Origin of the sequence: Hyphomicrobium sp. DMF-1, assembly GCF_027886585.1 — a bacterium.
Lineage (GTDB): Bacteria > Pseudomonadota > Alphaproteobacteria > Rhizobiales > Hyphomicrobiaceae > Hyphomicrobium_C > Hyphomicrobium_C zavarzinii.
On the sequence record NZ_CP115706.1, the window covers coordinates 3265526 to 3290826 of the forward strand.

20 protein-coding genes, 1 pseudogene and 3 CRISPR repeat arrays are annotated in these 25301 nt (G+C 62.8%); of the genes and pseudogenes, 11 read left to right on the forward strand and 10 right to left on the reverse strand.

Translation table 11 applies throughout. From position 1 onward, the window contains the following. Positions 1 to 381: 381 nt before the first annotated feature. The 11 genes from PE058_RS15045 (at position 382) to cas2e (ending at position 13686) form a co-directional block, all read left to right on the forward strand. Positions 382 to 1083: a VIT1/CCC1 transporter family protein gene (locus PE058_RS15045; RefSeq protein ID WP_020086105.1), complete on the forward strand. Its 702-nt coding sequence runs from the start codon at positions 382 to 384 to the stop codon at positions 1081 to 1083. A 133-nt stretch (positions 1084 to 1216) separates the two neighbouring features. After that, on the forward strand, positions 1217 to 1759 hold the full coding sequence (locus tag PE058_RS15050; protein WP_271028772.1) for a Spy/CpxP family protein refolding chaperone: 543 nt from the start codon (positions 1217 to 1219) through the stop codon (positions 1757 to 1759). 33 nt (positions 1760 to 1792) lie between these two features. Beyond that, the gene (locus tag PE058_RS15055; RefSeq protein WP_271028773.1) at positions 1793 to 2329 is read left to right on the forward strand and encodes an EAL domain-containing protein; all 537 of its coding nucleotides are present in this window, start codon (positions 1793 to 1795) and stop codon (positions 2327 to 2329) included. Positions 2330 to 2555: 226 nt separating this feature from the next. Then, on the forward strand, positions 2556 to 5225 hold the full coding sequence (gene cas3, locus PE058_RS15060) for a CRISPR-associated helicase Cas3' (protein WP_271028774.1): 2670 nt from the start codon (positions 2556 to 2558) through the stop codon (positions 5223 to 5225). A gap of 181 nt (positions 5226 to 5406) precedes the next feature. Further along, positions 5407 to 5741: a CRISPR direct-repeat array (repeat unit 29 nt; unit sequence GTGTTCCCCGCACACGCGGGGATGAACCG). A 289-nt stretch (positions 5742 to 6030) separates the two neighbouring features. Next, positions 6031 to 7035: a CRISPR direct-repeat array (repeat unit 29 nt; unit sequence GTGTTCCCCGCACACGCGGGGATGAACCG). Positions 7036 to 7576: 541 nt separating this feature from the next. Next, positions 7577 to 9241 (forward strand): type I-E CRISPR-associated protein Cse1/CasA, encoded by a 1665-nt coding sequence (casA, locus tag PE058_RS15065; RefSeq protein WP_271028775.1) that lies wholly within the window; start codon positions 7577 to 7579, stop codon positions 9239 to 9241. Further along, positions 9238 to 9837, forward strand: coding sequence for a type I-E CRISPR-associated protein Cse2/CasB (casB, locus tag PE058_RS15070; protein ID WP_271028776.1), 600 nt, complete (start codon positions 9238 to 9240; stop codon positions 9835 to 9837). The genes casA and casB overlap by 4 nt, the downstream gene beginning before the upstream one ends. A gap of 3 nt (positions 9838 to 9840) precedes the next feature. Next, positions 9841 to 10899: a type I-E CRISPR-associated protein Cas7/Cse4/CasC gene (gene cas7e, locus PE058_RS15075; protein ID WP_271028777.1), complete on the forward strand. Its 1059-nt coding sequence runs from the start codon at positions 9841 to 9843 to the stop codon at positions 10897 to 10899. Positions 10900 to 10904: 5 nt separating this feature from the next. Next, the gene (gene cas5e / locus PE058_RS15080) at positions 10905 to 11702 is read left to right on the forward strand and encodes a type I-E CRISPR-associated protein Cas5/CasD (RefSeq protein ID WP_271028778.1); all 798 of its coding nucleotides are present in this window, start codon (positions 10905 to 10907) and stop codon (positions 11700 to 11702) included. 65 nt (positions 11703 to 11767) lie between these two features. Further along, a complete protein-coding gene (gene cas6e / locus PE058_RS15085; RefSeq protein ID WP_442908662.1) occupies positions 11768 to 12466 on the forward strand; it encodes a type I-E CRISPR-associated protein Cas6/Cse3/CasE in 699 nt (232 codons plus the stop codon). Position 12467: 1 nt separating this feature from the next. Continuing rightward, positions 12468 to 13415 carry a type I-E CRISPR-associated endonuclease Cas1e gene (gene cas1e, locus PE058_RS15090; RefSeq protein ID WP_271028780.1) on the forward strand — a complete coding sequence of 316 codons (948 nt, stop codon included), beginning with the start codon at positions 12468 to 12470 and terminating at the stop codon, positions 13413 to 13415. Beyond that, positions 13396 to 13686 (forward strand): type I-E CRISPR-associated endoribonuclease Cas2e, encoded by a 291-nt coding sequence (cas2e, locus tag PE058_RS15095; protein WP_271028781.1) that lies wholly within the window; start codon positions 13396 to 13398, stop codon positions 13684 to 13686. The genes cas1e and cas2e overlap by 20 nt, the downstream gene beginning before the upstream one ends. Positions 13687 to 13797: 111 nt before the next feature. After that, a CRISPR array of direct repeats spans positions 13798 to 15840; the repeat unit is 29 nt; unit sequence GTGTTCCCCGCACACGCGGGGATGAACCG. Positions 15841 to 15862: 22 nt separating this feature from the next. On the opposite strand, the pseudogene PE058_RS22080 reads toward cas2e, so the two are convergent. The 10 genes and pseudogenes from PE058_RS22080 to bchI form a co-directional block, all read right to left on the reverse strand. Beyond that, a pseudogene (locus PE058_RS22080) lies at positions 15863 to 16027 on the reverse strand (recombinase family protein); the annotation flags it as partial. Between the two features lie 92 nt (positions 16028 to 16119). Next, positions 16120 to 16602 carry a hypothetical protein gene (locus PE058_RS15100; RefSeq protein ID WP_271028782.1) on the reverse strand — a complete coding sequence of 161 codons (483 nt, stop codon included), beginning with the start codon at positions 16600 to 16602 and terminating at the stop codon, positions 16120 to 16122. 87 nt (positions 16603 to 16689) lie between these two features. Then, complete coding sequence (locus PE058_RS15105; protein ID WP_271028783.1) at positions 16690 to 16866, reverse strand: hypothetical protein; 177 nt, start codon at positions 16864 to 16866, stop codon at positions 16690 to 16692. Beyond that, positions 16863 to 17009 (reverse strand): hypothetical protein, encoded by a 147-nt coding sequence (locus PE058_RS15110; protein ID WP_020086100.1) that lies wholly within the window; start codon positions 17007 to 17009, stop codon positions 16863 to 16865. The genes PE058_RS15105 and PE058_RS15110 overlap by 4 nt, the downstream gene beginning before the upstream one ends. Positions 17010 to 17021: 12 nt before the next feature. Further along, the gene (gene dxs, locus PE058_RS15115; RefSeq protein ID WP_271028784.1) at positions 17022 to 18968 is read right to left on the reverse strand and encodes a 1-deoxy-D-xylulose-5-phosphate synthase; all 1947 of its coding nucleotides are present in this window, start codon (positions 18966 to 18968) and stop codon (positions 17022 to 17024) included. 49 nt (positions 18969 to 19017) lie between these two features. Then, a complete protein-coding gene (locus PE058_RS15120) occupies positions 19018 to 20061 on the reverse strand; it encodes a phytoene/squalene synthase family protein (protein WP_271028785.1) in 1044 nt (347 codons plus the stop codon). Next, positions 20042 to 21571 (reverse strand): phytoene desaturase, encoded by a 1530-nt coding sequence (locus tag PE058_RS15125; RefSeq protein ID WP_271028786.1) that lies wholly within the window; start codon positions 21569 to 21571, stop codon positions 20042 to 20044. Before PE058_RS15125 ends, PE058_RS15120 begins: the two co-directional genes overlap by 20 nt. 53 nt (positions 21572 to 21624) lie before the next feature. Further along, a complete protein-coding gene (gene bchO, locus PE058_RS15130) occupies positions 21625 to 22530 on the reverse strand; it encodes an alpha/beta fold hydrolase BchO (RefSeq protein WP_271028787.1) in 906 nt (301 codons plus the stop codon). After that, positions 22527 to 24269 carry a magnesium chelatase subunit D gene (locus PE058_RS15135; RefSeq protein WP_271028788.1) on the reverse strand — a complete coding sequence of 581 codons (1743 nt, stop codon included), beginning with the start codon at positions 24267 to 24269 and terminating at the stop codon, positions 22527 to 22529. The genes bchO and PE058_RS15135 overlap by 4 nt, the downstream gene beginning before the upstream one ends. 4 nt (positions 24270 to 24273) lie before the next feature. Then, the gene (bchI, locus tag PE058_RS15140; protein ID WP_271028789.1) at positions 24274 to 25299 is read right to left on the reverse strand and encodes a magnesium chelatase ATPase subunit I; all 1026 of its coding nucleotides are present in this window, start codon (positions 25297 to 25299) and stop codon (positions 24274 to 24276) included. Positions 25300 to 25301 lie beyond the last annotated feature (2 nt).

Here is a 25301-nt window from a genome sequence, read left to right on the forward strand (position 1 = left end):
CAATGCTCACGCTCAAAAGCGTGGCACATCCGGTAAACGATTTTTTGAGATGTTCTAAGCGTACGCCCAACAGCGTGGGCAGACGGCCCGATTGTCTGGCCAAAACCGATAATGCTATTGATGCTATTTACATCCGAATAGCAAGATAATTCACTCCGAGAAGACACATCATCATCTGAGCGTCAGGAGCGGCTGCCTGCCAAACGCAGTCCGCACGGACTGCGGACGGCACGCGAGATTTCCGCTTATGACCCGTTGGTCTGGTTCGGCAGCTGGTGGGCGACATCGCTGTCGGGAGGCCTTCGTTGAGTTCTATCGATCCAGCTATGAATGCGGGAGCGTCGGCGGTAAATTAGGAATGACCCGTCCTGGAACGAAGATATGTCGCGCCTGCATATCCATCCCGAGTCCCATCTCGTCTCCCGCATCGGCTGGCTACGGGCAGCAGTTCTCGGCGCCAACGACGGTATCGTCTCGACTGCCAGTCTGATCGTTGGTGTGGCGTCGGCTGGGTCAGGACGGGCGGAGGTATTGATCGCAGGGCTTGCGGGGCTTGTCGCCGGGGCGATGTCGATGGCTGCCGGTGAGTACGTCTCGGTCAGCTCGCAATCGGACACCGAGCAGGCGGATCTTGCCCGCGAGCGAGCCGAACTCGCAACCCAGCCTGAGTTCGAGCGCGAGGAATTGGCGCAGATCTACATCGGCCGGGGAGTGTCGCCCGATCTGGCGCATCAAGTGGCGGACCAGCTCATGGCGAAGGACGCGCTCGGGGCACATGCCCGCGACGAGCTGGGAATATCGGAAGTGACGACAGCTCGCCCGATCCAGGCGGCGCTGACCTCAGCTGCGACCTTTGCCGTAGGTGCGGCCCTTCCGCTTCTTATGGCGCTGCTCCTGCCGGCCGCGATGCTTGTGACGGGTGTCTCCGTGGCATCGCTCCTGTTCCTGGCGATTCTCGGCGCGATCGGTGCCCAGGCGGGTGGAGCAAATGTACTCAAAGCCACCCTTCGCGTGACCTTCTGGGGCGCGCTTGCCATGGCTCTGACGGCAGGGATCGGGGCGGTCTTCGGGGTCGCGGCTTGATAGCGCAGCGATTTCGCAAATTGAATCCGGCCGGCGAGGGATGCAGATGCAGAATTACTAAATGAGTGTGGCATCTGTCATCAGGTGCTCATCCGAGTGACCTCCGCTCCGGGACGCATAGGAGGAACGCAAAATGACCAACTCAATTCGACGGACGATCGCGGCAGCAGCTGTCCTGGCTACGGCAGCGGGTTCGGTGGCGTTTGCGCAGGACCAAGGTGGCCACTCGGCGCCCATGATGGGACCCGGCATGATGGGTCGAGGCATGGGACCAGGAATGATGGGCTGGGGCATGCGGGGCATGATGGGGCCCGGAATGCAGGAGATGATGGGCCCCGGCATGATGATGGGAAACGGCCCAATGATGGAGGGGCGGCTTGCGTATCTCAAAGCCGAGCTCGGCATCTCCGAGGCCCAGACAGAAGCCTGGAACGGGTACGTGAACGCCGTCAAAGCCCGTGCTTCCACTATGCAGAGCACATACGCAGCGATGATGCAGACCATGCAGTCAGGCAGTGCCGTCGAGCGTTTGCAGGCGCACATTCGAGCGATGGAGAGCATGGTCGAGACTCTGAAGGCCCTCTCCCCGGCTACCGAGGCGCTCTACAAGGTGTTGAGCGATGAGCAAAAGAAGAAGGCCGACCTGCTGCTGGGTGCAGGCTGCTGCATGATGTGACGGTGTTAGGCGCGTGCCGGCGACGATTGGCATATGTGGGAGGCAGGCACTGGAAATCCGGGGCATTGCTCATTCAGGTCGCTTGCGTCCGGTGAACATACCCTTGGCCAGATTCTCTCCGTGCTCCATGCTGGGGATGATGACGCCCGTGACATCGTCAAACTCGATATGGAGATCATTCGCGGCATCGACTCCGATTCCAGAAAGCAAGTCATTGTGCGGTTGACCCTGCAGATGCTGGCTGACCTTGGCATCATTCCGATCTGTGAAGGGGTTGAGACCCGCCGGGAACTCGAGACGCTACGGGACACGGGTGTCGATCTTATCCAGGGCTATGTCCTAGCCAGGCGCTGGCGCTCCGGGCCGGCTCGGTGCAAGTGCTGGAAGGCTCCTCCGCGAAGCCGGGCGACGAAGATTGACAATCGCGACGCATTCCGCTCGCCCGTCACGTCAGTCCCGAGGGCGGCGAGAAGTTCTCTTATGAGTTACCGGCCTACATTCGACGTTATCGGTTCAAACACTATTTGTGCTGTTCACACGCCAAGCGGTGATACAACGTCTGCATCGTAATCGGCTGCGGTCGAAGTGAGGTAAAGCGTCAAAGTCGAGAAGGGTTAAACACGGCTAGCTATGGCATGATTATTGATCCATCCCACTTTAGACATCGGAGCATGATCATCCGTATACACCGACGCTGGCTTGACCAACGCCAGCTTGCGAATGAAGCGCGGTGAAGACTAAGGCACCGCAGGGCGCTCGCTCGCGAATCATTATTGTCTTGAGAGATTAAGCGCGAATGGCGGAGGCGTATCTCAGCTTCTGGGGGAAGGCTGGCGGAGCGCGGGACGGCCAACCGGGCTGGCACCCCTTGCCGTATCATTGCCTCGATGTCGCTGCGGTCGCCGATGCGCTGTTGACGTCAAATCCGCGCAAGCTGAGGGCCATCGCGCGCCTCATGGAGGCAACGCCCGATCAGGCGCGCAACATCCTGGTCGCGCTGATCTCGCTTCACGATATTGGCAAGTTTGCCGAGACGTTTCAGGCGAAGTGCGAGAGCGCATGGCCGCGTGACGCTCTCGGAGACTATCGGCGCCCACGCGGTACGGGTCGGCATGACGCGCTCGCCTCCGAGATCCGAGATATTCTCGGTCTCAGGTCTGTGTTCGGTCCAGCATTCCGCTACTGGAGCGCGTCTGACTTTGACCATTTGTGGCATGCGGTCAGCGGCCATCACGGTTCTCCTCAATATGAAGATCCGAGCAAAATTTGTGGGGAACTTCCCGCGCGCTGTGAGCAGGCAGCGGCCGCGTTCTGCCGGGAGATCGCCACCTTGTTTGCGGCCGACATCGCGCTGCCGCGCCCGCCGGTTCGGAGCATCGCAATGCTCTCCTGGCTGGTCGCTGGCCTCACCGTGATCTCGGATTGGATCGGCTCCAATCGCGTGTGGTTTCCTTACGTGCCGCCCGCTCTCTCGTTGGCGGACTACTGGGCGCACGCGCGCATCGCTGCACAGAGAGCCATCTTGCGAGCTGGCATTCTTCCTGTTTCTCCTCACGAGGTGGTCTCGCCCGGGAGATTTCTACCGGCGCATGTGGCCGATGCTCTTAGTCCCCTGCAGCAAGCGGCGTGGGACCATCCGTTTTCGGAAGGACCTGTTCTCGCCATCGTAGAGGACGTGACGGGCAGCGGAAAAACAGAGGCGGCAGTTCTGATGGCTGCTCGCCTCATCTCCGAAAGGCGGGCGGACGGGCTCTTCTTTGCCTTGCCGACCATGGCAACGGCGAATGCCATGTACGATCGTCTATATCAAACCTATGGCAAGCTTTTTGCGGATGGCACATGCCCTTCGCTCGTCTTGGCTCATGGCAAGCGCAAGCTGCATCAAGGTTTCTCGTGCTCGATCCTGGAGGACGAGGACGCGAAGGATGATCCGGATCGCAGCTATGAGGAAAGCGCGCAAGCCGTGTGCGCAGCCTGGATCGGTGACGACAGGCGCAAGGCATTTCTCGCTCATATTGGCGTCGGCACGATCGACCAGGCAGTGTTGGGTGTGCTGCCCTCGCGCTATCAGGCCCTCAGGCTGTGGGGGCTGGCCGACCGTGTGCTCATCATCGACGAAGCACATGCCTATGACCCTTATTTGAACCGCGAGATCGAGGCGTTGCTGGAATTTCATTCGGCGCTCGGCGGCTCGGCGATCATTCTGTCGGCGACTCTGCCAGCGAAACAGCGGGCGGGGCTCATTTCGGCTTTCGCAAAAGGTCGAGGCCAGCGCGTGAAGATCGATACGGCGGGTGGGGCCTATCCTCTTCTGACCGTTGCTTCCGAGGAGGGCGTATCAGCCCAGCCGCTGCCGTCCCGGGCAGATCGCACGCGCGCACTTCCTGTGCGGCGCATCGCGAGCACTGCCGAAGCCCTAGACTACGTCGTCGCCATGGCGGCCAAGGGGGCCGCGGTCGCCTGGATCCGCAACTCCGTCGACGATGCGCTCGATGCAGCTGATCTGCTAAAAGCGCAAGGGATCACGCCGTGCGTTCTGCACGCACGCTTTGCCATGGGCGACCGCCTGGCTATCGAGGCGCGCGTTGCAACGACCCTCGGCCGCCAGGGAGAGGACACTGCCCGGCGCGGGTTCGTCGTAGTCGGAACGCAGATCCTCGAGCAGAGCCTGGACTACGACGTGGACGTCATGATCACGGATCTCGCTCCGATTGATCTTCTGATCCAGCGCGCCGGGCGATTGTGGCGACACGCGCGCGGAACCCGCCCGGTCGTCTCGCCTGAGCTCGTCGTCCTTTCACCGGATCCTGCGACTGTGCAGGACAAGGACTGGTATCACGCACTCTTGCCTCGCGCCGCCACGGTCTATGATCATCATGGGATAGTGTGGCGTAGTGCCAAGGTACTCTTCGAGACGGGATGTATTGCGACGCCGAACGGCGTACGCGATCTGATCGAACGCGTCTATGCTCCCGAGGAGCTCGAAGATATTCCTGCGCCCCTCCTTGCCAAATCGCAAGATGCGATCGGGCGCAGCCACGCTGCGACCGGGACCGCGCGCTCAAATGTACTGAAAGTCGAAAAAGGCTATGCGGGCGAACCGCTACTCTGGACGAGCGACACGATCACGCCAACCCGGCTCGGCGAGCCCGTCACGGTGTTCCGATTGGGCAAGATCGAGAACGGCCGCCTCGTTCCTTGGTGCAGAGCGGATGATGACGACCCAGCGCGCTCATGGGCGCTTTCGGAGATCAGTGTGCGGAAAGCGCTGGCCGATGGTGTGCCATCCGGTGTGCACACGGATGTCATCGCAGCCGCCAAGGCACACTGGCCGGAGTGGGAGCGCGACAAGACTCCCTTACTCGTACTCGAACCTGAGAATGAGTGCTGGAGCGGCAAGATCGACAAGGGCAATGAGCACAGGAGCGTGCGATACGATCCCTATGCCGGTTTGCGGTTTTCATAAGCGTTTCCGCAGGTGCCGACTGGATATCGACTTTCGGTTGAAAAGCGCGACGGCGTATTGGCCTGCTGATTGACGCGGGCGCACAGTGAAGCATCATCTGGGGGGTGGGACAAACCCGGAACGCCGGTGCGCTCTTTGACATTTGTATTTTGATTGCCAGATCAAAGCGTTATCAACAAGAGTGTTCCCCGCACACGCGGGGATGAACCGTACGCCAACCCCCCTGAAGCCGGCCTGCCCTCGTGTTCCCCGCACACGCGGGGATGAACCGGCCGTTGCAAATCCAGGCGTGAGCCGCAGTTGGTGTTCCCCGCACACGCGGGGATGAACCGGCAGCGCCTGAATTCGGCTTCTTGAGGGTCATGTGTTCCCCGCACACGCGGGGATGAACCGGTACGCATTCTCTCCCAGATTCAAGATGCGACGTGTTCCCCGCACACGCGGGGATGAACCGCATCTCCCGCTGAAGGTGAGCCTCACCCTCTCGTGTTCCCCGCACACGCGGGGATGAACCGAAACATGACGACGATGCGGTGAGGGGGAGAGACCCGGAGGCCGCTTCTGAAATTCTCGCCCTTATGCGTCGAGGTTCCGCGCTCGCAAAGGATCTCTCTACTGAAAAACTTAGGGCTGCGCTCGAGCGCGGTCAAGTTGGTCTCGCCGAGCTCGCCATTGCCGAGGGCCGCCGTGTGTGCGCTTACACGGCGACGGGGCGCGTCGCCGGGTAAGCGTGGTGCCGCCATGCACGCGAAGAGATTACGAACGCCCGTAATGTGCTATACACACTGCTATCACGGACATTCAGTTGTTCCCCGCACACGCGGGGATGAACCGATCAGCCAGTTAAAACCCGAGCAACGGGCTGCGTGTTCCCCGCACACGCGGGGATGAACCGGCCGGGTCATGCGCCGGCCTCCTGCAGGGCCGGTGTTCCCCGCACACGCGGGGATGAACCGAAGACGGCTCTCAGATATTTTTCTTCTGAGAGGTGTCCCCGCACACGCGGGGATGAACCGCTTGAACCCTTTCGCATAAAGCAGGGCCGGTAGTGTTCCCCGCACACGCGGGGATGAACCGGTTCCCATTGCCGCGATCGTCGATAACCTAGCGTGTTCCCCGCACACGCGGGGATGAACCGTTGAGCAGCCCGCCGGCGCAGATCGCGAACAGGTGTTCCCCGCACACGCGGGGATGAACCGAACGCCTGTAGCTCTTCCGGCGTGACCATGTGGTGTTCCCCGCACACGCGGGGATGAACCGGCAATTCGCCTGATGGACACGGACGGCGCCGAGTGTTCCCCGCACACGCGGGGATGAACCGGCTCTCGTCAAGCGGGCCGACAACGCCGCGCAGTGTTCCCCGCACACGCGGGGATGAACCGCGCAATGGGTGCGGTGCTCGCGGGCACGGCTGGTGTTCCCCGCACACGCGGGGATGAACCGACGCCAAGGCTGGTGTTCTCCGGGAATGCGAAGTGTTCCCCGCACACGCGGGGATGAACCGTCGTCGCGCCGGTTCTCGATCGCGGTCAGTGCGTGTTCCCCGCACACGCGGGGATGAACCGGTTTCCGAAACAGAAGTGTTGATCGATACCACGTGTTCCCCGCACACGCGGGGATGAACCGTCCGGAGTGGCGTATGCGGCTTCGAGAATGTCGTGTTCCCCGCACACGCGGGGATGAACCGACCGCCTGACCCAGATCGGGCAGGCGGAGGCCGTGTTCCCCGCACACGCGGGGATGAACCGCATCTCCCGCTGAAGGTGAGCCTCACCCTCTCGTGTTCCCCGCACACGCGGGGATGAACCGAAACATGACGACGATGCGGTGAGGGGGAGAGACCCGGAGGCCGCTTCTGAAATTCTCGCCCTTATGCGTCGAGGTTCCGCGCTCGCAAAGGATCTCTCTACTGAAAAACTTAGGGCTGCGCTCGAGCGCGGTCAAGTTGGTCTCGCCGAGCTCGCCATTGCCGAGGGCCGCCGTGTGTGCGCTTACACGGCGACGGGGCGCGTCGCCGGGTAAGCGTGGTGCCGCCATGCACGCGAAGAGATTACGAACGCCCGTAATGTGCTATACACACTGCTATCACGGACATTCAGTTGTTCCCCGCACACGCGGGGATGAACCGCGCAATGGGTGCGGTGCTCGCGGGCACGGCTGGTGTTCCCCGCACACGCGGGGATGAACCACACTCCATCACGATCACGTGTACTGAACCTCTTTGTTCGTTTCATTCGTGCTTTTCCTGATCGACGCCAGTGAACAAGTCGCTCCTTCTGTGGAGAACGCGCTGCGATGCGTTGCGTCTTCCGCAGTTCGGTCCTCAACTGGGAACAACTTGAGGTTTCATCATGCCTGAGCACTTCTCGCTCGCGCGGCAGAGATGGATTCCTGTCGCCCTCGAAGATGGGCAGCGGGCGTTCGTGCGGCCGTGCGAAATTTCCGAGCCCTATGAGGGTAAGGCGATCCTGCGCATCGCAACCGGGCGGCCGGATTGCGATGTCAGCCTCACCGAGGTGCTGATCGGCCTGCTTGCCGCCAGCGTCGGGCCTTCGGGCGAACGAGAGTGGGCGGATCTCTATCTAAAACCGCCTTCGAAGGCGGAGCTGGAGGCGGCATTGCTGCGCTTCGAGCCCGCGCTCAGGCTCGACGGCGACGGCTGCCGCTTCTTTCAGGACAGCGAGACGCTGGAAGGCGCAACGACCCCTGTCGAAGCGCTTTTCATGGATGCGCCTGCGGAGCATTTCGTCAAACCGGGACGCATCAGCGTGCTCTCCCGGACAGGCGCCGCCATCGCCCTTCTGACGCTGCAAACGAGTGCTCCGGCCGGTGGGGCCGGCCACCGGACGTCTCTCCGCGGCGGGGGACCACTCTCGACCCTTGCCGTTCCAGGTACCGCCAATGACCGGGAGCCGACGCTCTGGCAGCGCCTATGGGCCAATGTGCCGGACGATATGAAGACCGAGGACGGCCGCACGCTGTCGCGCGTCTTTCCGTGGCTCGGAAATACACGTACCTCCGATCTCAAGAACGGCGGTGTCAGCACGGCTCCGGAGGATGTTGACCCGGCGCAGTGTTTTTTCGGCATGCCGCGTCGCATCCGGCTGGTCTTCGAGCCCAACACGAACGGACGCGCCTGCGATCTCACCGGACAAGTCGACGACACAGTCGTGACCGGATACATCACGCGGCCGTGGGGCACCAACTACGTCTCCTGGAGTCGCGGCCATCCGCTCTCGCCCTATTACAAGCCGAAGCCCACAGATACCGAATATCTCCCGCTTCACCTGCAGTCCTCGCACGTCGGCTATCGCGACTGGCTGGGCATGGTGGTCGCGAACCATAGAACGGTTCCGGCTGCGTGCATCGAAACGTTCCGCCGGCGCGCGCGAGAGATCGCGGAGGACGAGCCCAACGCGGGGCGGCGTTCCCGGCTGCTCGTCGCCGGCTATGCGATGGACAATATGAAGCCGCTCGATTTCGGCGAGGCGATGCTGCCGCTTCTCGTCGCCCGTACAGATAAAGCGGACGATGCAATCAAGGATTTGACCAGGGCCTGGGTTCAGGCGGCCGATGGCGTGTCAAGCCAGCTCGTCACCGCTGTGCGCGTCGCGCTCTACGGACCGAAAGGCAAGGCGGATCGGGACAGTGCGACTTTGGGGCCGGTGAGGGCTCGCTTCTGGACAGAAACCGAGCCGGAGTTCTTTCAGCACCTGCGTGCAGCGGCGGACGGAATCGAAGCGAAGGCGGACGAGCTGAGCGATCACCTCCTCGACGTTCAATCGGCAGCCGGAGGCCGCTGGCTGAGAACGCTCACACGGCATGCGCTCGGCATTTTCGACGAGACCGTTCCTCTCGACGATGCGGAAAGCGATCGCATCAGGGATGTGATCGACGGGCGCAAGCTGCTGGTCTTAATGCTCAAGGGGTATGGCGCGGCCGGCAAGGCGCTTTTCCACCAGTTGCACCAGACAGTGCCCGAGACAAAAGGCAAGAATGGGGGGAAGGGGAAATGAGCACGAGGCCCTTCGATGACGAGGCGGGGGCTGCGATCTCGTGGTGGAGGTCTCTGCAGCCACGAGTGACTGAGCGCGGCAATATTCCCGGCGATCGCGCCACGGTCGCCCGTCTCAAGCGCTGCGCAACGGCATTGGAGGCGGCCGCGGAGCCTGCGGTCGCTGATCTTCTGGATCGCATGTTTCCCGACGCGGATAGGCTCCGGAAAATTGACATGCTGCCACGGGTGGCCGTGCTGGCGGCGGTGCTTGCACATGTTCGGGACGAGCCCAAAAAAACGAACGGATCGGGGTTCGCAACCCTTCTCGGCACGCCGCGAGCAGGGACAGGGTCGACCGCCCTGCTGTCGCCCGTGCGTTTCGTACGTCTCCAAGCTGCGCGCACGCACGACGAGACGCTGACCGCATTCCGGCGCGCCGTGCTTCTGCTCGATCGAACGGCAGACATCAAGGACCTCGCACGTCTTCTTCTCGCCTGGAACGACGAGGAGGCCGGCGACAGAACCCGCACGATCTTCGCCTTCGATTATCACGGCGCAGGCATCGCCGCGCCGAACGCCACTCCTTCCGCATCGAACGATACCGACGAGGACTGATCCATGGCCCGTTTCATACAGCTTCATGCGCTGACCATTTACGCTCCCTCCAATCTCAACCGCGACGATACGGGGCGGCCGAAAACGGCGAAGTTTGGCGGCGTGACGCGGCTGCGTATCTCGTCCCAGGCGCTCAAACGCGCAATCCGGACAAGCGAGGCATTCAAGGAACATCTGAAGCATCACAGGGGTGAGCGCACTCAGCGGCTCGGCGAAGAAATACGCGATTATCTCGTCAGCAAGAACGTGGCGGCGGACTTAGCCTTGGAGGCCGCTCGAGGCGCTGCCGCCATCTTTGGAAAACTGAAGGACAAAAAGGACAAGAACCCGGCCTACATCGAGCAGCTCGCCTTCATCTCCCCCGAAGAACGCAAAGCTGCGCTCGCTCTTGCCGACAAGTTCGCCGCCGGAGAGCCGATCCCGGAAAAGCCGGATGATCTGATCGACACCATCCTTCGCAAGACCGATACCGCCGCCGATATCGCCATGTTCGGCCGCATGATCGCCTCGGCCCCAGATTTCAACCGCGAGGCTGCGGTGCAGGTGGCGCATGCGATCACCACGCATCGTGTCGAGATCGAGGATGACTTCTACACCGCAGTCGATGATCTCAAGAGGCCGGCCGAGGACGCGGGCGCGGGCTTCATCGGCGAACTGGGCTTCGGGTCCGGCGTTTTTTATCTCTATGCCTGCATCGATCGCGACCTGCTCGAAGCCAACCTCGGCGGCGATAAGGGGCTCGCCTCGACGGCCATCGCCGCGTTCGTCGAGGGACTTGCCACAGCTTCTCCAACCGGAAAGCAGGCGAGCTTCGCGAGCCGGTCACGCGCGAGCTATCTGCGTGCCGAAAAAGGAAACCAGCAGCCGCGCAGTCTCGCTGCCGCCTTCTTCAATCCACCGAAGAGCGACGATCTGCTCGCGCAATCGATCGACAGGATCGAAGACCTCGCCGCCTCGATGAACGACGCCTACGGCGCGTGCTACGACAGCGACACTGCGATGAGCCTTCCGCAGCGTAAGGGTTCGCTCGCGGAGGTCATCGCATTCGCATCGGGGGGATAAAATCCGTGACCCGATATCTCCTTTTCACCCACTCCGCTCCATTGGCGTCGTTCGGCACGGTAGCGGTCGGCGAAAGACGTCCGACCTGGGATCGTCCGAGCAAATCGCAAATCACGGGCCTGGTCGCGGCGTGCCTCGGTATCGAGCGCAGCAACGAAACCGACCAGCAAGCGCTCGCGCTTGGGTTGGGCTTCGCCGTGCGTATCGATGACCCAGGGACTGTCGCGTCCGACTATCACACCGCGGAGTCGCCGCGGGATAGCAAGATCAACAAGGATTGGACGAAGCGCCACGGACCGATCCGGACGCGTGCCGACGAGCTTGCACGTCCCGACCGCAAGACCATCCTGTCCCAACGTGAGTTTCGTGTCGGCGGCCGCTACACGATCTGTCTGTGGTGTGCGTCGGAAGGCACCTCGATCTCGCTGGAGGAAATTCAGAAGAGCCTCGCGTCACCGAAGTTCACGCCCTATGCCGGCCGCAAGGCCCACGCCCTCATGCTGCCGATGGCGCCCCGTCTCGTCGAGGCGGATCGTGTCGAAGCGGCTTTCTCATTGTTCGACGATGGGATGGATCCCAAAGTGAGATCCATCCTGGACGGGTTGCAGGATCTTCGGACCGCGCGGGCAGCATCGAGCCCGCTGTTCGCTGACGCCGACGCAGTACCGGCGGCAGAGCACGCGGCACGCGTGGTGCAGGTTGTGGAGCGGCGGGATAATCCCGAAAGCCGAGACAAGTGGCGTTTCGGTCTGCGTTCCGAATTGCTGTTGCGTAACGATCCTACCGACGGAGGCACAAGGTGACGGGATCATCGGCTTTTCTCTCCCGGGTCCGTCTTTGCGCAGGACGGGGCGAAGCGCTTTCTGCCGTGGCCCCGTTGCTTATTCCGGACGACAGGAAAGCTCGTCCGGGCCATGCCCACCGTATTCTCTGGCTTCTGTTTCAGAGCGACGCGGAGTCTATTCGAGATTTTCTTTGGCGCGACGAAGGGGCGGGCCGGTTCATGATCTTGTCGCGCCGGAAGCCTGCGGATCCGCATCGGCTTTTCGAGATCGAGACAAAGGAGTTCTCTCCGGCTCTGTCCCCAGGGGATCGCCTCAAATTCGTGTTGCGCGCAAATCCGGTCGTGACGACCAAAAGCCCAGAAGCCGGTTACATCAAATCCGAAAAGGCGCGCGGTAAACGCGTCGACATCGTCATGCATGCGCTGTGGAGCATCCCTCGGGCCGATCGAAAGCTCGAGCGCGAGCGCATTGCGCGAGAGGCAGGAGCGGCTTGGCTTTCGACGCAGGGCGAAAAGGCCGGCTTTAGGCTGGTGGAGGGGGACGGAAGCCACCTCGTGGTCGACGGGTACGCGCAGGTCCCCGTGGAGCGGCGCAGGGATAGGCGCCGTCCCGCAAGCTATTCGGTGCTCGATCTCAAAGGGGAGATCGAAGTCGTCGATCCGGAAAGGTTTCTGCGTAAGGCGTTCCTTGGCGGACACGACGAAGCAGGACGTGAGATTGCTCCGGGATTTGGAGCTGCCAAAGCATTCGGTAACGGGCTGATGCTCATCAGGCGCGCCTAGAATGGCGGCCTCGGATCCGGCCTACGTTCCTCTACGTCCGATCCCAATCAAGGATCGCGCCGGCATCATATTTCTGGAATACGGAGAACTCGATGTTCTCGATGGCGCATTTGTCCTCGTCGATAAAATCGGCGTTCGCACGCAGATCCCCGTCGGGGGCTTGGCGTGTATCATGCTGGAGCCGGGGACGCGCGTAAGCCATGCCGCGGTCGTGTTGGCGGCGCGCGCAGGCTGCTTGCTGGTTTGGGTGGGAGAGGCCGGAGTTCGCCTATATGCTTCCGGCCAACCAGGCGGCGCGCGTGCCGATAAGCTTCTCTATCAGGCGAGGCTCGCGCTCGATGAGGATGCTCGTTTAAAAGTCGTGCGCGAGATGTATCGTCGCCGTTTCGACGAAGAGGCGCCAAGCCGCCGCTCTGTCGAACAGTTGCGTGGCATCGAGGGAGCGCGAGTTCGCGAGCTCTACAAGCTTATGGCGCGCAAGTACGGCGTCGAGTGGTCGTCTCGAAACTACGATCGGAAATCATGGGATGCGGCAGACATCCCGAACAGGTGCCTGTCCTCGGCGACCGCCTGCTTGTACGGCCTGAGTGAAGCCGCAATTCTGGCCGCCGGTTACGCACCGGCAATCGGGTTTCTGCATCGGGGGAAAGCCCAGAGCTTCGTTTACGATGTCGCGGATGTGTTCAAGTTCGACACCGTCGTACCTGCTGCATTTGAGACGGCAGCAAAGATCAACAAAGGCAAGGGCGATGGCAGCTCACCGGAGCGGCAGGTTCGGATCGGATGCCGCGACCTTTTTCGCCGGACCGGACTACTCGACAAGATCATCCCCTCTATTGAGGAGATGCTGAACGCTGGCGGCCTCGCCCCGCCCGAAGACGCACCGGAGGCATCAGCGCCGGCAATTCCACGCGAGGAGGTCTCGGGGGATGATGGTCATCGTGGTTGAGAATGCGCCGCCGCGCCTACGCGGACGCCTGTCACTCTGGCTCGCCGAGGTGCGGGCGGGCGTATATGTGGGCGTCTACGGACGGCGCGTGCGCGAACGGATTTGGGAAGAAACGAAGATCATGATCGAGAGCGGAAATGCCGTGATGGCGTGGAGCGCTCCCACCGACAGCGGCTTCGCGTTCGAGTGCATTGGCGAAAACAGGCGAGAGGCCGCCGATTTCGACGGTTTGACGCTGGTGCGCTTTAAACCTCCCCCGCCAGTCTCCTGACATCGACGCTGCCAAGTGCTAGCTCCCTGACACCATAAAGACAAAACAAGAACGTCGGTGCGCTCTTTGACATTTTAATTTGATCGTTAGATCAATGCGTTGCCAACAAGAGTGTTCCCCGCACACGCGGGGATGAACCGTTCCACGCCCGATTTATGGCCGACTACCGGAAGTGTTCCCCGCACACGCGGGGATGAACCGTCCTGGTCCCAGATGTCGTCTATAGGGTTCACGTGTTCCCCGCACACGCGGGGATGAACCGGCGTGCAACGCTCGCTTGCGTGATGGTCACCGGTGTTCCCCGCACACGCGGGGATGAACCGCTGCTTTAGGTGATAACACGCGTGTTCAAATTGTGTTCCCCGCACACGCGGGGATGAACCGGGTGTAGTTCCCCCGCTGCACCCTTCACCTCCGTGTTCCCCGCACACGCGGGGATGAACCGTCTGGCTTCGAGGCAGAGTTTCGTGGCGATTTGTGTTCCCCGCACACGCGGGGATGAACCGTCCGCCACCTCCTGCGCATCGCGGGAGGCGTGGTGTTCCCCGCACACGCGGGGATGAACCATGTCCGGACCACGGCTCTCGCGGGGCGACGTCGTGTTCCCCGCACACGCGGGGATGAACCGACTGCGTGACGACGGCGGCGCTCTGGATTTCAGTGTTCCCCGCACACGCGGGGATGAACCGACCACGCTTCTCGCAGCGCTGCGCGAGCGCGGGTGTTCCCCGCACACGCGGGGATGAACCGTTCGACACAGCCAGGTCGCATCCCCCACACCTGTGTTCCCCGCACACGCGGGGATGAACCGTTCTGAGGCGCGAGCTGATCGATCGCGACAAAGTGTTCCCCGCACACGCGGGGATGAACCGATCCGGCGCACCATGCCCCTTCCGGCCGGCGCGTGTTCCCCGCACACGCGGGGATGAACCGCCCCTGGGTACAGTCTCCATTCTGAAAGCCATGTGTTCCCCGCACACGCGGGGATGAACCGGCGGTTGACCTGATCGAGGCCGCAAAGCGCTAGTGTTCCCCGCACACGCGGGGATGAACCGCTGGTCTAGATGTTACGGAAGGGGAGTGCCTTGTGTTCCCCGCACACGCGGGGATGAACCGATGTGCGCGCGGAGAAGAATGCCGAGGTTAGAGTGTTCCCCGCACACGCGGGGATGAACCGCGCGCAGACAGCAGATTGATGCCTCGACCCATGTGTTCCCCGCACACGCGGGGATGAACCGCCCGAAATCGTCTCGGTAGACCGCTTGGCGTCGTGTTCCCCGCACACGCGGGGATGAACCGTCGGCACGGTGGCGGGCGCACCGCTGAGCAAGGTGTTCCCCGCACACGCGGGGATGAACCGCACGCTGTGCGGCGTGCCGATCAGGGTTGCACGTGTTCCCCGCACACGCGGGGATGAACCGCGAGAGCTCGAGCCCGTGGTTCATGGGCAAGTGTGTTCCCCGCACACGCGGGGATGAACCGGCTCAGCGGCCGCTCCCTTGGATCTCACCGACGTGTTCCCCGCACACGCGGGGATGAACCGTGCCCACGATGCGGAGGGGCGGGCTCGATGCTGTGTTCCCCGCACACGCGGGGATGAACCGCCGGAGGACATCGTTCGGCACGAAGCTGCGTTGTGTTCCCCGCACACGCGGGGATGAACCGAATTACCAGCTCGCCGCGCAGCTTCATGAGCAGTGTTCCCCGCACACGCGGGGATGAACCGACCACATGCCCTATATGAAGATCGTCAATCCGGTGTTCCCCGCACACGCGGGGATGAACCGTTCGTGCCCCTCCGCAGCCCCTCCGTACTGCGGTGTTCCCCGCACACGCGGGGATGAACCGGGCATCAACGGGAATGGTGCGGGAGTGCCCTTAGTGTTCCCCGCACACGCGGGGATGAACCGCCGCTGGGTGACGTGTGGGACACGATGGTGATGTGTTCCCCGCACACGCGGGGATGAACCGTCTGCCACCTGGCGGCGCCGCTCATCCGGCTTGTGTTCCCCGCACACGCGGGGATGAACCGTGGGCGAAGGCTCGGGCTCAGCTTCAGGTCGAGTGTTCCCCGCACACGCGCGGATGAACCGCAGTACGACCTGGAGAGCGGGAGACGAGACATGTGTTCCCCGCACACGCGGGGATGAACGGGGGGTGCCGCTACGACATGGATCAAATGGGACAGACTGCGCCCCAAGCGATCTAGCCTCCAAGGCACCAGCACGTCACCTGGCCGAAGTTGACCCAAAGCTCGGTCCAGGGCAGGGCGGCTTCCCCCGGGCGCCAGAAACTCCTTCGTCAAGAAGGACATGTTCGCAGCGGGCTTTGACAAGCGCATCAATCACGCGCCCATGGGCACTCCGCGAGGGCGGGCTAGGCTTTGCGCCCCAGTCGTGCACATTTGTGACGTCAACGCGCTGTGCCAAGGGCTCAGCCGTGCTTGTGCTCTGACGTGCTGGCTGACGACGGTGCTTTCTGCTCGAAGACCGGATCCGCCGAAACGGCAGGTGCCGGCTCCGGGCATTCAGCACGATACACGAGCGCCAGCGGGCGCTCCGTCCGTTGCGGCTCCGCCTTCTCCAAAAGGTTTTCAACCAACAAGCCCTTCATCATCGCGTAGTAGACAGCGCCGAGTGCGAGGCCAAGAAGGACGAACGCGGCTGGAACGTTCAGAGAATTGGAGCCGAGTGAACCGGTCGCCTGCAGAAAGAACCCGACAACGACAAGCGCGCCACCTACGCGGGAATCGAGCCACTGCTCGTAGAGCTTGCGTCTGGCGAAGGCATCTCCCGGTGCGCCGGCTCTCTCGGGAGCGGGTGTAAGAAACAACGAATTGCAGAGCAGGCATGCTCCAGCGAGAGCGTAAACCATCCCAGCGATGGCCCAAAGGTTGGCGTTCGTCGATAGTATCATGTCCGATCTCCGATCCCCAATCTGCACCCCGCCGGTTGACCTCAGACTTTCCCCTTTTAGGGGGCCCGTCAATGCCCGCAGCGCACGTCAATTCTCGATGTCGGCGTCTCTTCTCGGGGCTGCGTTTTGATCTTCCTTGACTTCAGGTCTCGCACTGCGTTGCCGGTCGAGCCGCCTGCAGACCAGCTCGAGGATGGCCCAGGCGACGGCGAACGCGGCAACGACGGCCAGTTCGATGAACGCAAGTGGCGAAAATGCGGTCATGGCTGCCGCCGCCCGTCATCGCCCTCGTCCTTGTCTTTGCGTTGGCGACCAAGGCTCTTGCGCACCGCATAAAGCTCCCACACAGCCACCGCCAGCACGACACCGAAGACAAACGCCAGTTCGATCAGGCCATAACCCACCATCCACGTCCGCTCTCAGAGCTGGCTAAGGGCGGCGCCCCCGGTCAGCACATCGTTGCCGATCATCGCAAGAACGACCCCGACAATACCTGCCGCGTCCAGCCCTGCCGCCGCGTACATGGCGTCCGGCGCTCCGTGCTCCATGAACACGTCAGGGAGGACCAGAGAGCGGATGCGCAGCTTGCCGTCGAGCAGGCCTTCTCCGCTGAGGGAGTGGAGAACCTGGCTGCCAAAGCCGCCGATCGAGCCTTCTTCAACGGTGACGAGCAATTCGTGATGGCGCGCCAGCTGGCGCACGAGCGCGTGATCTATCGGCTTTGCGAACCGCGCGTCCGCTACTGTTGTCGATAGTCCGAGCGCAGATAGCTTATCGGCTGCGGCGAGACATTCCTTCAGGCGCCCGCCCAGAGAGAGCAGCGCAACTTTCGTACCTTCGCGAACCACGCGCCCAACGCCAATCGGCAGTGGGGCGCCCTCTCGCGGAAGTGGAACTCCCGTTCCTTCGCCTCGCGGGTAGCGAATTGCCGAGGGCCCATCGTCGAGGGCCGCTGCAGTGGCCACCATGTGGACCAGATCGGCCTCGTCAGCCGGTGCCATGATCGTGAAGTGAGGCAGGCAACCGAGATACGCCAAATCGAACGACCCGGCGTGGGTCGCCCCGTCCGCACCGACGAGCCCGGCGCGGTCGATCGCGAAGCGCACCGGGAGCCGCTGGATCGCCACGTCGTGCACGACCTGATCGTAAGCACGCTGCAGGAATGTCGAATAGATGGCTGCAAACGGCTTGAGGCCCTCGGCCGCAAGACCAGCCGCGAACGTTACGGCGTGCTGCTCGGCTATGCCAACGTCAAACGCGCGATCCGGGAACTCCTTAGCAAACACGTCAATGCCGGTCCCATCGGGCATCGCCGCCGTTATGCCGACGATGCGACTGTCCTTGCGAGCTTCCGCCACGAGGCTGTCGGCGAACACGCGCGTGTAAGATGGTGCCTTCGGCTTCGGCTTCGCTTGTGCACCGGTCAGCACGTTGAAACTGACCACTCCGTGGTATTTGTCGGGCGATGCCTCGGCCGGGGCATAGCCCTTTCCCTTCTGCGTCACGACGTGCACCAGGATCGGCCCGCGATCGGCGTCGCGGACGTTCTGCAGCACGGGCAAAAGTTGAGACAGATCGTGTCCGTCGATGGGGCCGACGTAATAAAAGCCCATCTCCTCGAAGAATGCGCCTCCGGACCAGTAGGTCCGCGACAGTTCCTCGATCCGCGCGGCGCGCCGCTCCCATTGCTTCGGCAGTCTCTTGGCAAGCTGCTTCGCGAGATCGCGGACGTGCAAATACACGCCACCCGAGGTGACGCGCGTGAGATAGCGAGACAGCGCCCCCGTGGGCGGCGCGATAGACATATCGTTGTCGTTCAAAACGACGATAAGACGCGCATCCGCCGCTCCCGCGTTGTTCATGGCCTCATACGCCATGCCTGCGCTCATGGCGCCATCCCCGATCACGCAAATGACATTGTTCGTCTCGCCTTTGAGATCGCGAGCGACGGACATGCCGAGACCGGCGGAGATCGACGTCGAGGAATGCGCCGCGCCGAACGGATCGTACGTGCTTTCGGAACGGCGCGTGAAGCCCGAGAGCCCGCCGGGCTGGCGCAGCGTGTGAATCCGTTCTCGCCGGCCCGTGAGAATCTTGTGCGGATAAGCCTGGTGCCCGACATCCCAGATCAGCCGATCTCTGGGCGTGTCGAAAATGCGGTGCAAGGCGACGGTGAGCTCGACGACACCGAGGCCGGCGCCGAGATGCCCCCCGGTGACCGACACAGCGTCGATCGTCGCCTGCCGGAGCTCATCAGCCAGTTGAACGAGGTCGCTCTCCGGCAAAGCGCGGAGGTCGGCCGGAATTGAGACGCGATCCAAAACCGGCGTGCTGCGTTTCTTGGGCGTGCCTTCCATCGACGTCATGTGTTGCACCCATTCCCGGCCCTGCCCGGACCGAACGAACTACTTCTCTTCATAGTGCCGCGCGCTCGCGCCTCTCGAGCCGCTCCCAGATTTCAATCAGCCGGACGGCTTGCCCATTCAGATTCCACCATGCAGGCAGCGTATCTGCGGGCTCGAGGTGAGACGCGGCGTCGATCAGAAACTTCGCCGCCGGCGCGGGCGGAAGATCGCGCGCGAGCGGCGCCTCGTTTGGCGGGACAAGCGCTTGGGCGATCAGCGCAAGCTTACGTTCCTTGGACACGACGGCGCGACGCGAGACGGAATCGTGCCTGTTGCGTGTGACCTCTTTACCGATCTCGGCGTAAATCAGGCGGGCGGCATTGACGCCTGGACGGCAGAGCGCCGGCAGGGCCGCGATGCCCGAGTCGGCCCGCCGATAGAATTCGTCTGCCGTAAGAAGCAGTCTCCCGACCACCCGGGCTAGTGCTGAGGATGGCCTCGGCGCAGCAAGCCAAGCGCCCGGATCAAGCCCGCTCTCGCGCATCCATCTCAACGGAAGATAGATGCGGCCCGCAGCAGCGTCCTCGCCCACGTCTCGCGCGATATTTGTAAGTTGCATCGCAATGCCGAGGTCGCAGGCACGCGCCAGAAGCTGAGGGGATCGAACGTTCATTGCGAGCGCAAACATGATGCCCACCGTCCCTGCGACGCGCACCGCATAGGCAATGAGATCATCGATGGTCTCGTAGCGCCGCCCGGCGGCATCCCACGCAAGGCCCTCGATCAGCGCTCTAGGTACTTCTTGCGGAATGCGATGCTGCAGCGCTACCCGCGCGAAAGCCCTGTCAGATGCGATCGCCCAAGGCTCGCCGATGTAGGCCTGATGCAGGCGTTGATGAAGCATCTCTATCGCGCCCGGATGGCGCGCCGCAACGTCGATGGCGTCGTCCGCCACTCTGCAAAAGGCGTAGAGCGCCGTCGCGGGCTCCCGTACAGAGCGGGGAAGAAGGAACGAAGCAGAGTAGAAGGATTTCGATCCGTCGCGGAGCAGAGCGCGGCAGGCCATGAGATCTGAATGCGCGCCGTGCGCGAGTTCAAGCGAGTGCGGCTGCATGAGGTACCACCGTGTCGAGAATCCGAGCCGACGAGAGAACGCCCGGGACTCCTGCTCCCGGATGGGTGCCCGCTCCTACGAGATAGAGGCGGTCGATATCTTCGCTGACATTGTGTGGGCGAAACCAAGCGCTTTGGGTGAGGATCGGCTCGAAGCTGAAGCCGGCTCCCTTGAACGACAACAACTGGCTTTCGAAATGCAGCGGCGTCGCCACGCGAGAGGTCGCGAGATTTTTTTCGACCCCGGGCAGCACTGTCGACTCCAGGACGTTCGCCACCGCGCGGCGATACCGCTCTGCCTCGCTGTTCCAATCTATGGATGCGCAGAGGTTTGGAACGGGCGACAGGACATAAAATGCGTCGCAGCCGGGCGGAGCCATGGAGGAATCCGTCGCCGTGGGCCGGTGAAGGTATAGGCTCATGTCTTCTGCGAGCGTCTTCTTTCGGAAGATGTCGCGCAGAAGCTCCCGGTACCTGGGGCCGAGCAGGATAGTGTGGTGCGGGACATCCGCATAGCGCCGCGTCGTCCCGAAGTACCAAACGAAGAGGCCCATGGAGTAGCGGGCCCGCTCGAGCTTCCGGTCCGTCCAGCGACGACGCGCGTGGGATGGAACGAGCTTGTGGTAGGTCCACGCAGCGTCGGCATTAGAGACGACGATGTCGGATCGCATGATGGCGCCCGTTGCGAGCTTCACGCCAATCGCCCTGCGACCATCGAGGAGCACCTCTGCGACTTCGGCGCCGTAGACGATGCGGCCGCCTTGCCCCGCGATCAGACGCACAAGTCCCTCGACCAGCGATCCCATTCCACCCATCGGAAAGTGCACGCCCCATCGACGTTCCAGGAATGAAATGAGGCCGTAGATCGACGTGACGTCGAACGGGTTGCCGCCCACGAACAGCGAATGGAAGCTCAGAAGGATGCGGACCTGTGGGTTGCGTACATACTGCGACACCACCCCATAAACGCTACGAAAGCTCTTCAGGCGGAGGAGAGACGGCAGAACGCGCGCCATGTCGGTCCACGAAGAGAACGGAACATGCCCAAGCTTCTCGAAGCCGGTGGTATAGATCTCCTCGGAGAAGCGCATGAAGCGGTCGTAACCGGCGACGTCTTCGGGAGCGATCCGGCGAATTTCCTCCCGCATCGCGGCCGGATCGCTGTTGCAGTCTACTGTCCGTCCGTCGTGGAAGCGGATCCGGTAGAAGGGATCGAGCGGCCTCAGATCGATGTCGTCCGACATGCGCCGTCCGCAGAGCCCCCAAAGCTCTTCAAACAGGAACGGCGCTGTGACGATTGTCGGGCCAGCATCGAACGTGAAGCCGTCCTGGCGGAAGACGGCAGCGCGACCGCCGGGCTTCAGCTGCTTTTCCAGGACGGTCACGCGGTAGCCCCGTGCACCGAGCCGGATGGCTGCAGCCAGCCCGCCAAAGCCGCTGCCGATCACGATCGCATGTGGGCGGCCATCAGAAGACGCGGCATTGCGGGAACGTGACGGAAGTGTCAACATAGTTGGACATTAAATACTGTAATTACATTCTTCGCAACCATCTTGGCGGGAAATCACGCATTTCGCGCCGGAGGGCTCAGAAGCGACAACCGCATTGCCGTTTCGACTACGATTTCCGCGATCTCTTCGGGCTTCTCCTCGTGCGCGAGGTGTCCGGCGCCTGCGACTCTCACGATGCGAGCCGACGGCGCGAGAGACGCGGCTCTTTCCGCATCCGCAGGAGAAATCGCGCGATCATCCTCTCCAACGACGAGCACGAGCTCCGGGCCGAGGCGGTGCATGTCGCTGACCAGGCTGTCGAGATCCCAGCTCGCCATCATGCCGAGTGCCGACTGGACGTGTCCCGGATTGCCAAACAGACGACTATAGAACGCCACGTCCTCACGTGACGGCTTCGAGCCTGTTCCGCGTAGCACGCGCTCCACCGCGGACGGGCTTTGAGCGCGCCACGCCATGATGTGTCGCACGACGGGCGACAGCGCCATCATCCGGGCAATCGGTGAAAAGAGCCGCCCGACCGGTGTCCTGAACGGGAGCAACGCGCCGTTGATGCTCACGATGCTCGCGGGCTTGATCTCTCCGTCCAGAGCCGCGCGGATCAGGATCGCCGCCCCCGCCGAATGACCCGCCGCTAGAACGGGCTCTGCGCCCAGCTTGCGCATCAACTTGCCAATGCCCCCTGCCATCGCGGGGAGGCTCAGTCCAGTTGCATCGGCTGGCACAGCCGTAAACCCGTGACCGGGCAAATCAGGGGCGATTACCGTGAACTGTCGGGCCAGCAACGTCATGATCTTGCGCAGCGAATGTGTGGACGCGCCTGTGCCATGGATCAAAAGCAGCGTCGGGCCGGCCCCCATCATTTGCACATGCCAGACGAGCCCTCCCGCCGAGACGAAACTGCTGGCATCGCGGTTAGGCCAGTCACGGCCGTCGCGCTGCCAATCGAGGGGGGCTGTCACAGTCCGCTCCGGCGGGCGTGATGGCGTACGGCCTGCGAAAGCGTCTCGGCATCTCCGTGCGGCAGCGGCAGATATCGCGCGCCCAGAGCTTCGGCAACCCGCTGAGCCGGCTCGCTTGCACGACGGTTCGACGTGTCGATCAGAATGCCGGGCACGTTACCGGACTTGATCGCCGCCGCGGCTGCCAGGGCATCCGACATAGCGCGCGGCCGGTCCGCGGTTCCATCGATCGCCAGATTTGCGCGCCCGTCGGTCAGCAAAATCAGCAACGGGGACTGCCCTCTGCGACGAACCTGTGCAGCAAGCTTTCCAGCTGCGCAGATGCCCGACGCCAGCGGCGTTCCGCCTCCGCCAGGCAGATCCGACAAATCCCGCCGGGCCTTTGTCAGCGATCTCGTTGGAGGCAGCAGAAGATCGGTGCCGCGCCCCCCGAAGGCGATCAAGGCCACCTGGTCTCGACGGACGTAGCAATGCGCCAGCAGGAGTTCAATCGCACCCTTCGCCTCGGCCAGACGGGCGATGGCCGTCGATCCAGAGGCGTCGACCACAAAAATAACAGCGGTTTCGGATTTGTGTTTCAGCCTTGTGACGCGAAAGTCGTCCGGCCTGACAAGAATGCGACGGGACCCTGGAGAGGTTTTTCGCCTGATCTTCTGCCATGGCGCGGCGGCGCGTAACGTCTCGAATATGTTGAGACGCGCGTTACGGTCCCAGCGCCCGGCGCGTATGCCGGCAGGACGACCCCGGCGCGTTGCTTTTATCGGCTGTCCTGCGCGGCCGGATCGCAGGGACCGCTTGCTCGAAGTGCCATTGTCCAGGCTGCTTAGAAGACCGGGAGGAAGAGCGGACTTCGCTGCCGCAACGATCATATCCCGTGCGGAGGAACTGCTTGAGGGATCGGTGTCGTCGGGCCGTGGCTGGTCGCCAGCACTTTCCTGCTCCGGCCGGTCTGGCGTCCCTTCGACCGGCAGTACGATTGCACGCGGACCAATGACGAGGCGCGCAGCCGCAGCGACGTCGTCTTCACAAACCTGCGTGCGGCCCGCGAGCGCCGCGCTACACCGGGCGACGCGGACCGCCGATGAAAAAACGTGAAGCGACCTCACGCCAAACTGGGTCGCGACCTCGTCCAACGTGCGCAGCCATTCGTCTCCGATGTGCACAACCTCAAGGCGCGACCTCGCTTGCGCCACATCGTCGATCGTCCAGCTCGCTGCGGTTAGCGGCGCGCGATCATCGTGACTGCAAATCATCGCCAGTCTATCGGACAAGGTTGCAGGCACCCCCTCATCGTCGTCCAAACTTTCATCGAAGGCGACAACCGCGAACGATGCAGAATGTCTCTCCGTAAAACCATCGCGTTCGACGACGAACTCACGGCGATCGAGAGCAGACGAGAGCAGCGACGCTGCGTGGCGGTCGAGACGCTCCGCGGACCCGATCAGAAGGGTCCCGCCGTCGGCTGCGGCAAGCAGGCCGCGCTCGAAAAGAGGCCGCCCGGCTGCAAGCGTCGCCGCCAGGTCGAGTCCTCCAAGAAGCCGGGCCGACGTCGCGTGAACCGGCAGTCGTGTGACGCGCGATCGATCAGACTGGAGCGAGCCGAAATGCGCCAACCAGTGCTCTCTCTTGGGACCGGGCGGTCCCAAGAGGACGAGACCGCGAAGGCCCACTGGATCGACAGCGAGAAGAGCCGCGGCGAACGCAGCATCGTAATCCGCGTTGACTGCCTCGCCCGCCATGGCCTCACGCTCTGAAGTTTTCCTCGATCGCACGGCCGATGCGCACCGTCGAAGCGCTTTCGTCGAGCGGGTCGCGACGCAGCCGATGCCGCAATGCTGCTGGCGCGACCTCGCGGACGTGCTCCACGACCACGGCATGATTACCTTGCAGCGCCGCCAGCGCCCGCGCAGCGCGCACGATCGTCAACTCTCCGCGCAACCCGTCCGCGCCGACTCGCACGCAGAGCTGGGATGCCTGCCGCAGGATCGCGTCGCCGACGTAAACCTCATGCAGTCTCTCGCGAGCAGCCACGATCCCGCGCCGCAGCTCATCCGTTTGAGACTGCCAAGCCGCGAGGAACGTGGATCCATCGCGTTCGAAGGCATCGCGCCTGCGGACGATCTCGACACGCGTCTCCACGTCCTCCGGCGTCACCGCCTCCACGCAAAGACCAAAGCGATCGAGCAATTGGGGCCGCAACTCTCCTTCCTCGGGATTGCCGCTGCCGACCAGCACGAACCGTGCCGGATGGCGAATGCTCAGGCCCTCGCGCTCGACGACATTCTCTCCGGACGCCGCGGCGTCGAGCAGGAGGTCGACAATGTGATCTTCAAGCAGATTGACTTCATCGATGTAGAGAAATCCCCGGTTCGCCCGCGCGAGCAGTCCCGGCTCAAAAGACTTGACGCCCTGCGTCAGTGCCCGTTCGAGATCGAGCGCTCCGACGATCCGATCTTCCGTCGCGCCGAGCGGAAGGTCGACGACGGGAACGGATATGATCTCCCTCTCGAGCGGCCCACCGTGTCCGCGCCCCTGACATTCGGCACACCCTGATCCGTTGGCGTCAGGATCGCAATGGTAACGACAGCCAGCGGTGGCGCGCATCGGCGGCAGCAGCTCGGCCAGCGCACGAACAGCCGTCGATTTGCCCGTTCCGCGATCGCCGAAAATCAAGACTCCCCCGATTGCGGGATCGACGGCCGCTATCATGAGCGCGCGTTTCATTTCCTCCTGACCGAGGATCGCAGAGAACGGATAGGTCTTCGCCATGC

Excerpts from the sequence above, each read along its gene's own strand:
- PE058_RS15135 (WP_271028788.1), bottom strand. The coding sequence starts at position 24,269 with ATGGCGGGCGAGGCAGTCAACGCGGATTACGATGCTGCGTTCGCCGCG.
- bchI (WP_271028789.1), bottom strand. The coding sequence starts at position 25,299 with ATGGCGAAGACCTATCCGTTCTCTGCGATCCTCGGTCAGGAGGAAATG.
- PE058_RS15125 (WP_271028786.1), bottom strand. The coding sequence starts at position 21,571 with ATGTTGACACTTCCGTCACGTTCCCGCAATGCCGCGTCTTCTGATGGC.
- PE058_RS15050 (WP_271028772.1), top strand. The coding sequence starts at position 1,217 with ATGACCAACTCAATTCGACGGACGATCGCGGCAGCAGCTGTCCTGGCT.
- PE058_RS15045 (WP_020086105.1), top strand. The coding sequence starts at position 382 with ATGTCGCGCCTGCATATCCATCCCGAGTCCCATCTCGTCTCCCGCATC.
- casA (WP_271028775.1), top strand. The coding sequence starts at position 7,577 with ATGCCTGAGCACTTCTCGCTCGCGCGGCAGAGATGGATTCCTGTCGCC.
- cas1e (WP_271028780.1), top strand. The coding sequence starts at position 12,468 with ATGGCGGCCTCGGATCCGGCCTACGTTCCTCTACGTCCGATCCCAATC.
- PE058_RS15105 (WP_271028783.1), bottom strand. The coding sequence starts at position 16,866 with ATGACCGCATTTTCGCCACTTGCGTTCATCGAACTGGCCGTCGTTGCC.
- dxs (WP_271028784.1), bottom strand. The coding sequence starts at position 18,968 with ATGACGTCGATGGAAGGCACGCCCAAGAAACGCAGCACGCCGGTTTTG.
- cas3 (WP_271028774.1), top strand. The coding sequence starts at position 2,556 with ATGGCGGAGGCGTATCTCAGCTTCTGGGGGAAGGCTGGCGGAGCGCGG.
- cas7e (WP_271028777.1), top strand. The coding sequence starts at position 9,841 with ATGGCCCGTTTCATACAGCTTCATGCGCTGACCATTTACGCTCCCTCC.
- cas2e (WP_271028781.1), top strand. The coding sequence starts at position 13,396 with ATGATGGTCATCGTGGTTGAGAATGCGCCGCCGCGCCTACGCGGACGC.
- PE058_RS15110 (WP_020086100.1), bottom strand. The coding sequence starts at position 17,009 with ATGGTGGGTTATGGCCTGATCGAACTGGCGTTTGTCTTCGGTGTCGTG.
- casB (WP_271028776.1), top strand. The coding sequence starts at position 9,238 with ATGAGCACGAGGCCCTTCGATGACGAGGCGGGGGCTGCGATCTCGTGG.
- PE058_RS15100 (WP_271028782.1), bottom strand. The coding sequence starts at position 16,602 with ATGATACTATCGACGAACGCCAACCTTTGGGCCATCGCTGGGATGGTT.
- PE058_RS15120 (WP_271028785.1), bottom strand. The coding sequence starts at position 20,061 with ATGCAGCCGCACTCGCTTGAACTCGCGCACGGCGCGCATTCAGATCTC.
- PE058_RS15055 (WP_271028773.1), top strand. The coding sequence starts at position 1,793 with ATGTGGGAGGCAGGCACTGGAAATCCGGGGCATTGCTCATTCAGGTCG.